Source organism: Oceanisphaera sp. W20_SRM_FM3 (assembly GCF_052119705.1).
Taxonomy (GTDB): Bacteria; Pseudomonadota; Gammaproteobacteria; order Enterobacterales; family Aeromonadaceae; genus Oceanimonas.
The window spans coordinates 32,196-46,663 of sequence record NZ_JBGQOP010000008.1 but is presented as its reverse complement, the minus strand read 5'-3'; the positions used below and the strand labels follow the sequence as shown (position 1 = coordinate 46,663).

Annotated in this window: 11 protein-coding genes; 10 read left to right on the top strand and 1 reads right to left on the bottom strand. The window is 49.1% G+C overall.

Annotated elements, in window-relative coordinates; all coding sequences use genetic code 11:
- Positions 1-381 precede the first annotated feature (381 nt).
- From ACEN2G_RS06325 to htpX, 3 genes are all read left to right on the top strand, one after another.
- Complete coding sequence (locus tag ACEN2G_RS06325) at positions 382-1,176, top strand: methyltransferase domain-containing protein (RefSeq protein ID WP_442020633.1); 795 nt, start codon at positions 382-384, stop codon at positions 1,174-1,176.
- Positions 1,169-1,852, top strand: coding sequence for a dethiobiotin synthase (gene bioD / locus ACEN2G_RS06320; protein ID WP_442020632.1), 684 nt, complete (start codon positions 1,169-1,171; stop codon positions 1,850-1,852). Before ACEN2G_RS06325 ends, bioD begins: the two co-directional genes overlap by 8 nt.
- Positions 1,853-1,943: 91 nt before the next feature.
- On the top strand, positions 1,944-2,813 hold the full coding sequence (gene htpX / locus ACEN2G_RS06315; protein ID WP_442020631.1) for a protease HtpX: 870 nt from the start codon (positions 1,944-1,946) through the stop codon (positions 2,811-2,813).
- A gap of 326 nt (positions 2,814-3,139) precedes the next feature.
- Here the strand turns inward: htpX and ACEN2G_RS06310 are convergent, their stop codons facing one another.
- Positions 3,140-3,571 (bottom strand): hypothetical protein, encoded by a 432-nt coding sequence (locus ACEN2G_RS06310; RefSeq protein ID WP_442020630.1) that lies wholly within the window; start codon positions 3,569-3,571, stop codon positions 3,140-3,142.
- Between the two features lie 392 nt (positions 3,572-3,963).
- Here ACEN2G_RS06310 and ACEN2G_RS06305 point away from each other — a divergent pair, with 392 nt between their 5' ends.
- From ACEN2G_RS06305 to casB, 7 genes are all read left to right on the top strand, one after another.
- Positions 3,964-5,409, top strand: a complete 1,446-nt coding sequence (locus tag ACEN2G_RS06305; RefSeq protein ID WP_442020629.1) for an MBOAT family O-acyltransferase — start codon at positions 3,964-3,966, stop codon at positions 5,407-5,409.
- A gap of 3 nt (positions 5,410-5,412) precedes the next feature.
- Complete coding sequence (locus ACEN2G_RS06300; RefSeq protein WP_442020628.1) at positions 5,413-6,495, top strand: SGNH/GDSL hydrolase family protein; 1,083 nt, start codon at positions 5,413-5,415, stop codon at positions 6,493-6,495.
- Positions 6,461-7,735: an SGNH/GDSL hydrolase family protein gene (locus ACEN2G_RS06295; RefSeq protein WP_442020627.1), complete on the top strand. Its 1,275-nt coding sequence runs from the start codon at positions 6,461-6,463 to the stop codon at positions 7,733-7,735. The genes ACEN2G_RS06300 and ACEN2G_RS06295 overlap by 35 nt, the downstream gene beginning before the upstream one ends.
- A gap of 293 nt (positions 7,736-8,028) precedes the next feature.
- Positions 8,029-8,868 carry a WYL domain-containing protein gene (locus ACEN2G_RS06290; protein WP_442020626.1) on the top strand — a complete coding sequence of 280 codons (840 nt, stop codon included), beginning with the start codon at positions 8,029-8,031 and terminating at the stop codon, positions 8,866-8,868.
- Positions 8,869-8,973: 105 nt separating this feature from the next.
- Positions 8,974-11,694: a CRISPR-associated helicase Cas3' gene (gene cas3, locus ACEN2G_RS06285; protein ID WP_442020625.1), complete on the top strand. Its 2,721-nt coding sequence runs from the start codon at positions 8,974-8,976 to the stop codon at positions 11,692-11,694.
- 542 nt (positions 11,695-12,236) lie between these two features.
- Positions 12,237-13,862: a type I-E CRISPR-associated protein Cse1/CasA gene (casA, locus tag ACEN2G_RS06280; RefSeq protein WP_442020624.1), complete on the top strand. Its 1,626-nt coding sequence runs from the start codon at positions 12,237-12,239 to the stop codon at positions 13,860-13,862.
- Entirely contained in the window at positions 13,859-14,464 is a 606-nt protein-coding gene (casB, locus tag ACEN2G_RS06275; protein WP_442020623.1) for a type I-E CRISPR-associated protein Cse2/CasB, read from the top strand. Before casA ends, casB begins: the two co-directional genes overlap by 4 nt.
- The last annotated feature ends 4 nt before the right edge of the window (positions 14,465-14,468 follow it).

Here is a 14,468-nt window from a genome sequence, read left to right as displayed (position 1 = left end):
AGAACAACATCGGCTTAGTCTTCTGTAGCCGGCGCTTTAGCTGCCGATCCTGCGTTTGCAGGATGATTTTAAAACATTTTTTGCCACAAAATCCACGGAAACCACGGACGAAGAGCAGCAACACAAAGGGAATAGGGATCAGGGAATGGTGACTTGTTGAAGCGTTACTCAGCATCTTGAGTCTTTGATCTTAATCTTGGTTTTTCCGTGGGGTCCGTGGATTCCGTGGCGAGAGAGCCTTTAGAATGTTTAAACCATCCTGCTGCGCAGAACTCGCAGCTAAAGCGCGGGGCTACAAGGTGCCATATGTTGGGGTTGATATTTTGCCGTAGGCGTAAATCTCTTTGTCACTGAGTCCACATTAATTATGCGATATTAACTATGACCACCCATTTGATGTTGAAAAGTGACTCAATCATAAACAAGCAACAAGTGGCCAGCGCCTTTGGCCGCGCCGCCCACAGTTACGAGCTGCATAACGAACTGCAAAGGCGCAGCGGCATGGCGCTGCTGGCGCGATTAACCGCCGCTCAGCCTTATGGTGTTTCGGTAGGATTGGATCTTGGCTGTGGCAGCGGCTGGTTTGTGCCCGCCCTTAAAGCGAAAACCGAGCACTTGCTGGCGCTAGACTTATCACCGGCCATGCTACAGCAGGCGCGTCTCAAAGCCGATATTACAGCGCTGTGTGCCGACATGGACACCCAGCCCTTGGCCGAGCAGAGTCTGGACTTTATTTTTGCCAATCTGTGCCTGCAATGGAGCAGCAATCCTGCAGCTTGGCTGGCGGGCTGGAGTCAGCGACTCAAACCCGGCGGCGTGCTGGTGTTTGCCACCTTAATTGAGGGCAGCTTGGCCGAGCTTGCGCACTGTTGGCATACTCAAGGCCTGCCTAGTCCTATCAATCGCTTTATGACGGCCGCGCAATTAGAGCAAGATTTAGCGGCCACCGGCAAGCGCTGGCATTGTGACTATGCAAGCGAGCAGTTAGCCTTTGGCGATCTAAGATCATTATTGCTGTCGCTAAAAGGCATAGGGGCGAATCGGGTGAATACCGAGCGCCGCGCCGGGCTCATGGGCAAGCACAGTTGGCAGCGGCTTAATCTTACCTATCCTATTAATACCCAAGGCCAAAGCGTGGCCAACTACCAACTGGCTTATGGAGTGATTTATGGTTAAGACCTTTTTTGTGACCGGCACCGATACGGAAGTGGGCAAAACCTTAGTGACTCAAGCTTTGATGCAAGCGGCCGTCGAGTCGGGCCGCAAGGTACTCGGTTATAAGCCGGTGGCCTCAGGCTGTGTGTTGTTGGATGGTGAGCTTAAAAACAGCGATGCGCTCACCTTACAGGCCAGCTCATCCATTTCTTTGCCTTACGCCATGCACAATCCCTATGCTTTTGCGCCTGCCATAGCGCCGCACATAGCGGCGGCTCAAGCCAATGAGTCGATAAGCTTAGGTCGTGTAAGCGACGGTTTAGCACGGCTCAAAGCCACCGCCGTCGATTGGATTTTTGTCGAAGGCGCCGGCGGTTGGCGCTTACCCATTAATGAGCGTCAGTATTTATCGGACTGGGCCAAGGTTGAGCATCTGCCGGTGATCTTGGTGGTGGGCGCGCGCTTAGGTTGTATTAATCATGCGCTGCTCACGCTCGAGGCCATCCGCCACGACGGCTTGGTCGTGGCCGGTTGGGTACTTAACCATATAGATCCGCAGATGAACGAAGTGCAAGCCAACGTTGAGGCACTAAAACTGCGCATTAATGCGCCCTTGTTAGGCGAGATCCCTTGGTTGGGCGGTGAGGTCACTGAGAGCGTGCATAACTTTATTGATGTTTCCCCCTTATTGAAATAACAAAAATAAGCCTTATCTGTCATAATTCTCACCTTGAATTTGGCGAAATTAGCCCCATTATGTCTGTAGACTTTTTAGATCAAGGAAACGTATGAAGCGCATTTTATTGTTTATTGCCACTAACCTGGCCGTGGTGCTGGTGTTGGGTGTGGTGCTGAACATAGTGTTTTCTATGCTGGGTATCGATCGCAGCAGCATAGGAGGTTTGCTGGTGTTCTGTGCCGTATTTGGCTTTGGCGGTGCTTTTATCTCACTGCTAATTTCAAAATGGATGGCCAAGCGCGCCTACAACGTGCAAATCATTGAACAGCCGCGTAATGAAATGGAGCACTGGTTGTTCAGTACAGTGACGCGTCAAGCTCAACAAGCCGGCATTGGCATGCCAGAAGTGGGAATTTACGACTCACGGGACATGAACGCCTTTGCCACGGGTGCCAGCCGCAACAGCTCGCTGGTGGCCGTGTCCTCGGGTTTGATGTACCAAATGACCCGCGATGAAGCCGAAGCCGTATTGGCCCACGAAATCAGCCATATCGCCAACGGCGACATGGTAACCATGACCTTGCTACAAGGGGTGGTGAACACCTTCGTGATGTTCTTTGCACGCATTGTGGCGAACCTTATCAGCGGCGCCATGAACAAAGACAATGAAGAGGGCGGTGGCCTAGGCGGCATTGCTTACTTTGGCGTGGTGATGGTATTGGAACTGGTGTTCGGCATGTTGGCGTCCATTATCGTGATGTGGTTTAGCCGCTACCGCGAATACCGTGCCGACGAAGGCTCGGCACGCTTGGTTGGCAAAGACAAAATGATTGCCGCCCTGCAGCGTTTAGGCCAAGGCTCACAAGCGGAATTAGACGGTTCACTGGCCGCCTTTGGCATTAACGGTCAAGGTAAGAGTGAGCTGTTTATGAGCCACCCGCCATTAGAGAAACGTATTCAGAGTTTACGTAATTTGTAAGAGCGTGAAGAGTGAGGTGTAAAGGTGATGGGGAAGAAAATGTAGCCCAGTGACCAGCCAATACACTTTACGCCGTACGCTTTGCGTTACACAAACAAACACCGCCTCAAGGCGGTGTTTTTATTGGTGTTTATCTTTAACTTAGGGTTTCCAGCTTGCAGCAAGTATTTAAGTCTTTCTGATGAACATCAGGATCTCGTTGTGTTTGTAGGGCCAAGATCTAGAGATACCTTGCAACGGTACATACGAAAAATTTACGGGGGGATAAGCGCAAAAGTTGTCAGACATCTTATTCATACCATTAAAAATTCAGTGCACCGTATAACTTAGTACGGAAGATCATCAGTCGGAGCACTCACCGCATCAAAATTATATTCCAGAGCACCGTACTGCTTACATCGCTTTTCCATAATGATGTCAGCATTTTTATACACACGTAACCCATGCATATCCCAGGTGCCAGTATCACCTTTATATACGACATATGTGTATACACCACTCGTGAACGCTACATAACGAGAGCCACCACCGCTGAACATTTCAGTTCCTTTGTACACTCTGCTGCTTGCTGAACTCGTAGGTAAAGTCAGCTCTGCCTTACCTGCTGTGCCGTAACTGTATGTTGGCTGACTCGCTAAGTTACTCATGGTGAGCACTTTATTGTTTTCCAGAACACAACTGACGCTTTCAGCGTGCGCCTGCCCTACCATCAGAGTTAAAGGTAATGCGATAGCTGCAATCATCAATATATTATTCATTAATATTGTCTCATCATTCATTGGTGCAGTGAAAATAGCAGTAATTACAGGATAGAAATAGGGATAATAAATTATTTGAGAGCTTCCCTAACAACTTTCAGCAGATGAACCTCTATCTGTCGTGCCCAATACTGAACATGCCAATTTTTTAACCACTACGTACATTTTAGTTAATGTTGCTCCGTGCTGAGTAAAAACTTTAATTGTAACCGAGTCTGGAGTAAGCTATGCGCCATTTTGTTTTATAGGTGTTGATTAGACGCAGACAGTTTAAAGACGTTAAGCTAATAGCAATATACTCGACTTGATAAACCTAGACGATGCCAACGACACATCCTCAGATGTGTTGTTCATATTATTCCCCCCACTTTTGATTGAATCATGACACCCGTATGAATTTTCTATCCTTTGAGTTTGTTGCGGTCTTTGTTACTTTCTTATTGATCTACTGGCTGCCACTTAAGGTGCCTCATCTGCGCAATGGTATGCTCATTGTTGCTAGTTATGCCTTGGTTGCCTTATTCAATATGCAGTTTGCTGTTATCTTGTTCGGTTTCAGTTTATTTATTTATGGGCTGGCCAATCATGGGGATCGTTTTTTACATCCTCGGCAGATTTATATACTACTGGCGAGCTGCATCGTCAGCCTGTTTGTGGTGTTTAAATATTACGCATTTTTTCGAGAGACCATACAAGTAACTCTTGCAACGGCAGGCCTGCATCTTGATTTACCCACCTTAAACCTATTGCTGCCGGTAGGCTTGTCTTATTACAGCTTTCATTCGGTGAGCTACGTGGTGTCTGTGCAGCGCAAAGAATTGCCTAAAGCGCGTTTTGACGAGCTCATACTTTATCTGTGCTTTTTTCCGAGCATTATTGCTGGGCCTATTAATCGTGCCAGCCATTTTATGCCGCAAATTCAAGACAGCCAGCGCAGCCTACTTGAACCCCAGCGTGCAATATTGTTAATCGTGCTGGCCATACTTAAGTTGTTTTTATTTAGCGCATGGCTGTCAGAGCACATGGTTGATCCGGTGTTTAGTGATCCTAGCGGCCACAGTGCAGGGCAAAACTTATTAGCGGCTTATGCCTATGCCTGGAATATTTATTTTAACTTCTCCGGTTATACGGATTTGGTGACCGGCATCGCCTTACTGTTGGGTTTTCGGCTGCCGATTAACTTTAATGCGCCTTACCTCGCCAGCAATCTAAAAGAGTTCTGGGCACGCTGGCACATTAGCCTGTCCACATTTATCCGTGACTATGTCTACATCCCTTTAGGCGGCAGCCGCAAACCCTGGGCCAGAGTTCAAATCAACGTGCTGATCGCCATGGTGATTTCAGGCCTGTGGCATGGCGCGGCAACCACCTTTGTTGTTTGGGGCGCCTTACATGGTTTGGGCATTGTGGCGCTGAATATAAAGCAGCAATTGCTACCAGAACGACTGTGGCCTAAACAACTGTGGCCTAAAAAACTGAGCCATCTGCCGGGGATGGCCTTTTTCTCTCGTAATCTGGCGCGAGTGATCTGTTTTCATTTTGTCTGCTTCGCTTGGATATTTTTTCGCAGCGACAGCCTAGATAACGCCATGTTGATGCTACAGCAAATTAGCAGCCTGCAGTTTGCCGCCTTGCTCGAGCATTATTCATTGCAGTTGCTGGCCCTTGTATTGCTGTTTGTGAGTTATCCATTGCTGGTCGCCTTCACCGAGCGGTTAAAGATGGAAATCCAGCGGGTCAGCTGGTGGTATTACCCCATAGTGCTGGCGGCGGTATTGAGCCTTGCCTTCAGCTTATCGCCCGATGGCATGCCCAACTTTATTTATGCGAGTTTTTAAATAATGGACAACCTAAAAAAATTGCTGCTGAGCGGTTACGTTGTTCTGGTCACGGGCGTGTTACTCGTTTGGATGCATCAGGACTCTCTAGAGACTTACTGGCAGCAGAGTTATCACAGCCCGCCGCCTTGGCAATCACTTAAAACCGTGCCCGTTTGGCAAGCGGGCAGTCGCGTGCATACTGCCACCGCCTTGGCTTGGCAGACTTTTCGTGTGGAAATAACGGGTGAGACCATACCAATGTCTACCCAAGCTACCCAAGCTACCCAGGATTTAACCGCACAAGTGCAACCTGAGTGCGCCTGCGCCGGTATGACTAAGCTTGCCGCCAACCAAGTCGACGAGGCTGAAAATCAGTTTGAAACGGCTATCTCGCCGCCGGTGGCTCAATTTAAGCCGCATGCCACCATCAGTGTCGGGCAGCGGGTGTTCTTTGCCGGTGACTCCATGATGCAAGGGGTGGCTCCGCATCTTGCGGTACGCTTGCGGCGCGAATACGGCTTGTCGAGTTTAGATTTAAGTCGGCAAAGCACGGGCTTGGCCTACCCAAAATCTTTTAATTGGCCAGCCACCATCAGCAAAACATTAGCAGATAATCCGGATATTAAATTGTTGGCCATCTTCTTAGGGCCCAACGATCCTTGGGATATGCCATCAGGTCAAGGCGGCAAATATCTCCGCTTCGCCAGCCCAGAATGGGAAGCCCTCTACCGCAGCCGGATCCGTGATATTATTAGCAGCGCCCAACGTCACGATGTCGATGTTATTTGGGTTAGCTCGCCATATATGCGTGGCAAAAAATTGTCCGACCAAGTCAGCTATCTTAATGAGCTGTATGAATCAGAAGTACTGCAAGCGGGTGAGGTTTTTCTTTCCAGTAATCAGGTTTTTCAGTATTCAGAAGCTACCTATTCCGACTATATGGGGGATGGCAGTCTGAAACAAAAAATGCGTGCTGGCGACGGTATACACTTTACGACTTCGGGTCAGCGCACCTTGGCTGATGCGTTGTTTGAACTCATTGTCTTTACTCCAGAGAAACAGGTCGAACATGAGACACAATTTGCCACCAATACTCTCAACTAATGTGGTGCCGCGAATAGGCCGCACAGTGCGCTGTCGCGCCTTGCCCGGTACGGTTTTGCTATTGAGTGCCGTGTTGCTAAGCAGTTGCAGTACGCCGCCGGTACCCCAAAAAATGCCTGTGGTTGCCTCTGCACTCATGCCTAGGCTTAAAACCCAGTCAACAACTCGCGGCCATCTCACCGACTACGGTGAATCGCGCCTAACGCCAATGGCCACCAAACTGCGAGACAAAAATCAGCAGAGCCATATTATTCAGTTGGGTGATTCACATACGGCGGCGGATTTCTTTACCGGCACCTTGCGCACTGCATTGCAGCAGCGCTTTGGTAATGCCGGCCCGGGGTGGGTACCGCCCGCCAATATTCGCGGCCAGCGCAGCGCCGCACTTAAGCTCGGTGCAGCCACAGCGGATCAATGGCGCTTGACTAGTAGCCGCTTAGAAAAGCACGCCAATTTTCCCGCCGGTGGTTTTTTACTCGAGCCGCAGACCAGCGCCAGCCATCTGCAACTGGCTCAGTACACTCCCAGCAATACTGCCTTCAATGTGCGCGCCCTGTACCGTAGCTCGAATAAGGCGGCTGTACGCATGAACGGTCAGTCGGTGAGCTGGGCGGCCAGTAACAGTTGGCAATGGTCGCCAGCAGAGCAAGTGCGCCTGCCGCTCACGCTGCAAGTGCAAGCCGAGACGTTACAGCTGGGCGGCTGGCTGGTTGAAAATGGTAAGCCCGGGGTAATGGTGAGCAGCATCGGCATTAATGGCGCCACCATTCACATGCTTGATAAATGGGGGCCGAACTGGCAAGCATCGGTGCAGGCGCTGCAGCCAGACTTGCTTATTTTAGCCTACGGCACCAACGAGGCGTTTAATGACGATTTAGAAAGTGCCGCTTACTACGCGAGTTTAACTCGCCACATTAAACAGCTGCGTGCGCAATTGCCCGAGACAGCCTTGCTGATGGTAGGCGCGCCAGATGTTATCAAACACGCCGGTGCCAACACTTGCCAAGCGCGCCGCCCAGTACAGCTCAATACAGTGCAGGCCATTCAGCGCCAAGTGGCCCGCGAGCAACACACCTTATTTTGGGATTGGCAGGCGATGATGGGTGGTGCTTGTAGCTTCTCCCAGTGGCAGGCTAAAGGCTTGGCACGAAAAGACGGCGTGCATTTTAGCGCAGAAGGTTACACCGCCAGTGCGATTGGCCTGTACCGTGATCTGGAGCAGTTGCTAAGCACGCGATAGTCACCAAAGCGCACGGCAAAACCGTTTGCCGCAAACGTAAATGAATAACAACGCCCCTTACTCTTGCCTTAGTCTAGCCGCAGGTAAGGGCGTTTTTGTATGCGCGCGCATTCAGTCCCGCGCTCTGCATTTAATGTTTGCCCTGCGCTCACTATTACCTGCTTGCATGATATTAAATCACGATTTTTAAGTCGGTTTTTTATGCCGGTAGCCTTAATAATTAAATAAAGTTGAAGCCAAGTTAAATTCTTGCTTTAAATGGAGCTAATAACCTCCACCAAGAGCCAAATAACATGATCAATACCACGCTCGAACGTCGCTTTTGGCTCATCGAATTATTAGCTAATTGGGAGGGCCGTATTACCTGCAGCCATTTACAATATTATTTTAAATTAGGCCGACAACAGGCCAATAAAATCATTAATCAATATCAGGAAGCTTATCCTAACGGTATTACTTATTGTGCCTCTGCGAAAAGCTTTTTAGTCACCGCTGACTTTAAGCCTGCATTTATCAGCCATGATGTCGCCGAATATTTAAACTGGATCAGCGGCCAAAGCACCCATCAGCCACTCGTAGCAGAGAAATATCAGCTGGCCCACGCCATTCTTAGCCCACCTGCGCGCAACGTTAGCCCGCATATTATGCGGCCCTTAGTGCACGCCATACGTCACCGCGAGCGGCTAGAAGTGGACTACGGCGCCGTGACGCATCCAGATAGAAGTGGCCGCATTATCGTGCCCATTCGCTTCGTTAACACCGGTCGGCGCTGGCACCTGCGCGCCTGGTGCGAAAAAGCCCAAGCTTATCGCGACTTAGTACTCAGCCGCCTACACGGCACCCCTAGCTCAGAGGGTAAATGCGTTAGCAGCTTGCCCACCGATACCGCCTGGGAGACAGAAATCACCCTGCGCATTCAACCCGATCCCCGTTTAAGCGAAGACCAACAAGCGGCACTTATTCACGACTACGGCATGCACAACGGCGAATTAGCGCTCACTACTCGCGCCGCACTCGCCCATTACTTATTACAAGAGCTACAGATAAATACCAAAATGCTCGACGGCAATCCCGTAGCCCAGCAACTGATTTTAGCCAATCAAGACGAAATAAAACCCTGGCTGTTTACTTGACCCACAACAACCTGTCGTCTCAAGCGACATGTTTATATGTACAGTGTTGGCTAACGCAACAGGAAAGGGGAGAGTAGGGTGATGACCAAGGGGCAGGAGCCAAACATGACCGCGAGTTATTTTAAGTATTGGGGTAAGGCACGCCAAAACGACGAGCGACCCGGCGCAGATTATCACCTACTGCCTTATCACGGGCTGGATGTGGCCGCCGTAGGTTGGCTGTTACTGGATGAAGATAAACCTTTAGCCAAAAATTTGGCTGAGTTTCTAGAAATAACTCCTAACCAGCTGAGAACTATCTTCACCTTTACTCTGATGCTGCATGACTTAGGCAAGTTTGCTTCGGCATTCCAGAGACTCGCAGACTTTCCTGATAGTCCCTTAAGCCGTCATCAGCCGAGAAAAGAATACGATAGCCGTGAAGCTCGTCATGATCGTTTAGGTTATTTCTTTTGGCTTCATGCCAGCAGAGGTAAGCGATTGAGCGGCGCAGACCTCGGGCTCGTACAAACGGATATTGGCATACCCGGCCGAGCATTAGACGGCCTAAATAGTCTGCTAGATGTGGTTTTTGGTCACCATGGCTACCCCATAGATTGGGGTAGCCAGCCGAAAATGATGAAAGATTATTGTCATGAACAGGATCAAGTCGCCGCCTATGCGTTTATGACCGATTGTGCCACGTTACTAGAAGTGACATGGCCCGAAGCACAGCTGGCCGATAAAGACTGGGTTTCGCGTTTGCGTCAGGTGAGCTGGCATTTGTCTGGGCTGGCTATTTTGAGTGACTGGATAGGCTCTGATACCGATTACTTTACCTATCACGCAGGAGGTTTAACGCTGGCAGAATATTGGCCGCAGGCTAAAGAAAAAGCTCTGCGGGCGCTTGCGAGTGCAGAGTTAAACAAGCCGATTCAAGTACAACCGTTTTTATCTGTTAAAGAACACTTTGGTTTTTCTCCCACCCCACTCCAAGCGTGGGCCGAATCTGTGCCTCTAGCTCCTGGCCCACAGCTGTTTATTCTGGAAGATGTTACAGGAGCGGGAAAAACCGAAGCCGCCTTAACCTTAACGCACCGCTTATTGCAGCAAGGTGACGCAGACGGTTTCTATTTTGGCTTACCCACCATGGCTACTTCTAATGCCATGTTTTCGCGGGTTGCCGATCATTATCAACAGATGTTAACGGTGGATGGCAGCCGACCAAGCATTGTACTGGCGCACGGTGCTAGAGACATGAATGAGCGATTTCGCGAAGCATTATCACCTAAGTCACAAACCGATAGTGCCTACGCCAGTGGCGATGAGACGGCAAGCTTGTACTGTAATCAGTGGCTAGCTGACTCGCGTAAAAAAGCACTATTAGCTTCCGTGGGCGTAGGCACTATCGATCAGGCGCTGATGGCGGTATTACCGCGCAAGCATCAGCCACTGCGCTTATTTGGGCTGCATCGCAAGATCCTGATTTTTGATGAAGTGCATGCGGCTGACAGTTTTATGTTTGAGTTATTGGATGACTTATTAAAAGTGCATCTTCGCCAAGGTGGCAGCGTTATTTTGCTTACCGCGACCTTGGCGCAAAATCAGCGACGGCGCTTATGCCGTGTATGGCAAGAAGCGGCGGGACTGGAAGAAATACGGTTACCTGAAAAATCGGATTTTCCGTTAGCCACCCAAATCAGTATGGATAATGGGCTAGAAGAAATACCGCTTGAAAGCCGAGCAGCCGTGAGTCGTGAAGTAGAGGTTGCTTTTATTCACGCTGAGCAAGATTGTGTGACACGTATTCTGGCCGCTCATGAGCGGGACGAGTGTGTGGTTTGGATCCGCAACTCGGTTGACGATGCTATTAATGCCTATCAGCTCTTAGCTAAGCAACTAGGTTCTTTGGAAAAACTGACGCTGTTTCATAGCCGTTTTACCCTACAAGACAGAAAATCGATAGAAGATAAAGTGTTAGCCACCTTTGGTAAGTCGAGTGTTCATGCAGAGCGTGCTGGGCAGATTTTAATCTCGACCCAAGTGTTTCAGGAAAGCTTAGATGCGGATGCAGACTTGATGATCTCCGATCTCTGCCCGATTGATGATCTTATTCAACGAGCGGGCCGGTTACATCGCCATACTCGAGATAAAGTGGGTAATCGGATTGAGAGCGAAACAGATCAACGACCGGCACCTTTGTTATTAGTTCATGCGCCGGTTTGGCAGGAAGAACCCAGAGAAAGCTGGTTATCCGACCATCTATTGAATACCGAATATGTGTATCGCTCGCCGGGGCGCTTATGGCTAGGTATGCAAGTGCTCCGACAATTGGGCGCGATTCGCATGCCTACTCAAGCCAGAACGCTGATCGAAGCGGTTTATGGTGAAGACGTATATGAACGGATGCCTGAAACATTAAAGAAAAAAGAAGACGCCCATTATGGTGAATTGCGCAGTCAAGTCGCTAAAGCCAAGAGCCAATTAATTACCTGGCATAAGGGCTATAACCAAACCAGTGCCGAGGCTTGGCACGATGACAACATTGAAATCAGTACTCGTTATGTAGACAGAGAAAGCATTCAAGTACTGGTGCTGAGATGCGACACGCAGGGGCAATTATCTTTGTGGGCAGACGGTGCGGCTCATGCTTTACCCAACAGCGTCGTTAAGCTCGCTAAAAACCGTTTCGCTGACCAGCTTATGCCACTCCCTAGTCGTTTAGAGAACGCTTTTGCCAGTATCTTACGGCGTTACCCGCAGGCTAAGTATCTGCAGCCTTGGTTACCAGAAGAGGATACGCAGTTTAGTTACTGCTCAGAAATTGGGGCGACTCAAAATGAATAAATCCCCGCCAAGGCGGGGAACGTGTTGCTACTTAACACGGTAGTGTTGCTGCATAGCGGTTCATCTCCGAACATCGGAGAACGCTGCATAGAATACGCCAGCGTTTGCGTGAGCTCCACTTTATATTAACTATTAATTTAGTAGTTTTGCTACATAGCTTATTGGTTGGTTGATCTTAGTGCATTGGTGTGTTTTACTTGATCTTGATATCGAAGCTTGGTGGGTGGGCGTAGTTGAAGCAGCGTACTGCCCCAATACACCCGAGTGTCGCAACGAGGATGATATTAGGCTTCGATGTCCGGTGCAATATACTGTTATGAAATTGCTTCGTAAGTTGTGTAGGTAACACTTATGACAGATAAAACTGAGCAGGATGATTACGTCGTTATTTTTCGGCGATACATCAAAGGAAAAGACGGTCGGCTACGAGACGCAAGGCAGTATGGGAAAAAAGCCTGGCCAATAAGAGTGCCGGTTAAAAAGTAAGCTTTGGAGGCAGTGCGCTGCCTCCTATTTACCCTTAATGACAAGGAATCAAGTGAATGAATTTGATAACCGATCCTTGGCTAAGCTATCGCTTTAAAGATGGTAGCGAGCAGCAGCTGCCGTTTTCAGCCATTGTTGACCCGAACATAGTGGACTTTGCTTTACCGAGGGCTGACTTTCATGGTGCCGCTTATCAATTTGCCATCGGCTTGCTACAAACCGTGATGGCACCCGACGATAGTCATGACTGGCACGCGCTTTATCTGAACCCACCAAGTGCAGAGGCGTTAGTCAGCTACACACAGCAGGTTACACACGCCTTTGAACTCACCGGCGATGGTCCGCTATTTATGCAAGATAGTGAGCCTTTAGATGCGATTAGTCCTAGTCCCATCTCAGGTTTGTTGATAGAAGCCCCCGGCGCTAACGGTCTTAAGTTGAATACCGATCACTTTATTAAGCGCGGTATTGCCGAAGCATTATCACCCGGCATGGCCGCATTGGCGTTATTCACCCTACAGATTAATGCGCCCTCTGGCGGGCAAGGGCACAGAACCGGGCTGCGCGGTGGTGGCCCCTTAACCACGCTAGTGCTACCCCACGAAGCTGAGTCCAGTTTGTGGCAAAAGCTATGGCTAAATGTGCAAAGCCTTGAATCTTGGGATTACCCAACGCCGGATTATCACAGTGCTGAGTTATTTCCTTGGTTGGGCCCGACTCGCATTAGTAATACTAAGGGCAGCGAGATTTATGCCTATGATGTGCATCCACTAATGATGTTTTGGGCCGTGCCGCGCCGCATTCGTTTAATAATTGAAGATCAAGTAGGAACTTGCCAGCTTAGCCTGACGACCAGCTCGCAACTTTGTCAGCAATACCGCACCAGTAATTACGGTAATAATTATGATGGCACTTGGTCGCATCCCTTAACTCATTATCGCTTTAACCCTAAAAAGCCCGATGAAGCGTATCTTTCTACCAAGGGGCAGCCTGGAGGAATTCAATATCGACAATGGCATAGCTTGAGCTTCGTCGACATTGAGGAAGGAAGCTTACCGGCCAAAGTAGTACAAGACTTTATGCGGGAAAAATCTCAGTTTTTCGACTTTGAATGGGGAGAAGCTCCGAGATTATGGGCCTTTGGTTTCGATATGGATAATATGAAAGCGAGAGGTTGGTATAACAGCGAGTTTCCATTAATTAACCTTGAATCCGACATAAGAGACACCTTACTCAGTGAAATAAAAGTGCTGCAAAAGTTGGCCCAAGAGGTGCTCTGGCATTGTCGTACGCAAATTAAAGCCGCGTGGTTTGATAAGCCCAAAGACGCCAAAGGTGACACCAGTTTTATTGACTTACAGTTTTGGCAACGCACCCAGGATTTATTTTTTAATTCGATACAACAATTAGTTAGCACCCCAGACGGTCGGTTAACGCCTAAGGTCGCCAAATCTTGGCTTAATGGCTTATCTACCCAAGCGATGGATCTCTTTGATGAGCAAGTATTAACCAGTTTTCATCCAGACCGAGATATGTATAAAAAAATGCAGGCCCGACGATATTTAACGGGCTGGTTATTCGGCGGTAAGCAGACCAAGAAATTTAAAAGTGATTACAAAGTTGATGATTTAACTGTTGATAATCTAGCAGCTAATGGTTTAACCAAGGAGCAAACACTATGACCCACACTGAACAAACGCCGGTGACGGCTAACTTCGTCGGAGAAGCGGTGTTAATGCGTTGGTGGCAGGCCATGATGTTATCTGAACAAGAGCTCGCCAAGTTAAACATACGGCCCGCGCCCACAGTATTTAGGGCGGAGCTAAAGCGCGCGCAAACCCCCGAAGCGGTACTGATGACTCAAGGCTTTAGAGCCCTATGGTTAAGTTTGCCCGAACAAGCTCGTCAACGTCGCGAGTCGATGCTGGCTTGGGCCGCATTAGCGGGTATTTTGAGCCACGTGAAGCAGCAAGATAACAGCCGTAATTTTGCTGCCGGTTTAGGTCAAGTAGATGAAAAGACGGGTAAACCGAAAGTCAGTGAATTGCGCTTTCAACAACTGCAAGGCGCAAGAACGCCCGATGACTTTTATCGACGCCTACACCGACTGATAAAACAAGTGAATGGCCAAAGCCGAGTGTCTTCTTTAGCCAAAGGCGTACTCGATTGGTTTGCTGAACATAACGGGCGCACGCCACTGCGAGCAGATAAAAAAATTGCGGTGCGTTGGGCAATGGATTATTACCAAGCGGCAGCAAGCGGCTTGGCAAAAAACAATAATTAATTTA

Bases quoted from the DNA above. Each gene is read 5' to 3' on its own strand.
- cas3 (WP_442020625.1), top strand. From the start codon at position 8,974: ATGACCGCGAGTTATTTTAAGTATTGGGGTAAGGCACGCCAAAACGAC.
- ACEN2G_RS06295 (WP_442020627.1), top strand. From the start codon at position 6,461: ATGAGACACAATTTGCCACCAATACTCTCAACTAATGTGGTGCCGCGA.
- ACEN2G_RS06325 (WP_442020633.1), top strand. From the start codon at position 382: ATGACCACCCATTTGATGTTGAAAAGTGACTCAATCATAAACAAGCAA.
- ACEN2G_RS06305 (WP_442020629.1), top strand. From the start codon at position 3,964: ATGAATTTTCTATCCTTTGAGTTTGTTGCGGTCTTTGTTACTTTCTTA.
- casB (WP_442020623.1), top strand. From the start codon at position 13,859: ATGACCCACACTGAACAAACGCCGGTGACGGCTAACTTCGTCGGAGAA.
- ACEN2G_RS06300 (WP_442020628.1), top strand. From the start codon at position 5,413: ATGGACAACCTAAAAAAATTGCTGCTGAGCGGTTACGTTGTTCTGGTC.
- ACEN2G_RS06290 (WP_442020626.1), top strand. From the start codon at position 8,029: ATGATCAATACCACGCTCGAACGTCGCTTTTGGCTCATCGAATTATTA.
- casA (WP_442020624.1), top strand. From the start codon at position 12,237: ATGAATTTGATAACCGATCCTTGGCTAAGCTATCGCTTTAAAGATGGT.
- htpX (WP_442020631.1), top strand. From the start codon at position 1,944: ATGAAGCGCATTTTATTGTTTATTGCCACTAACCTGGCCGTGGTGCTG.
- bioD (WP_442020632.1), top strand. From the start codon at position 1,169: ATGGTTAAGACCTTTTTTGTGACCGGCACCGATACGGAAGTGGGCAAA.
- ACEN2G_RS06310 (WP_442020630.1), bottom strand. From the start codon at position 3,571: ATGAATAATATATTGATGATTGCAGCTATCGCATTACCTTTAACTCTG.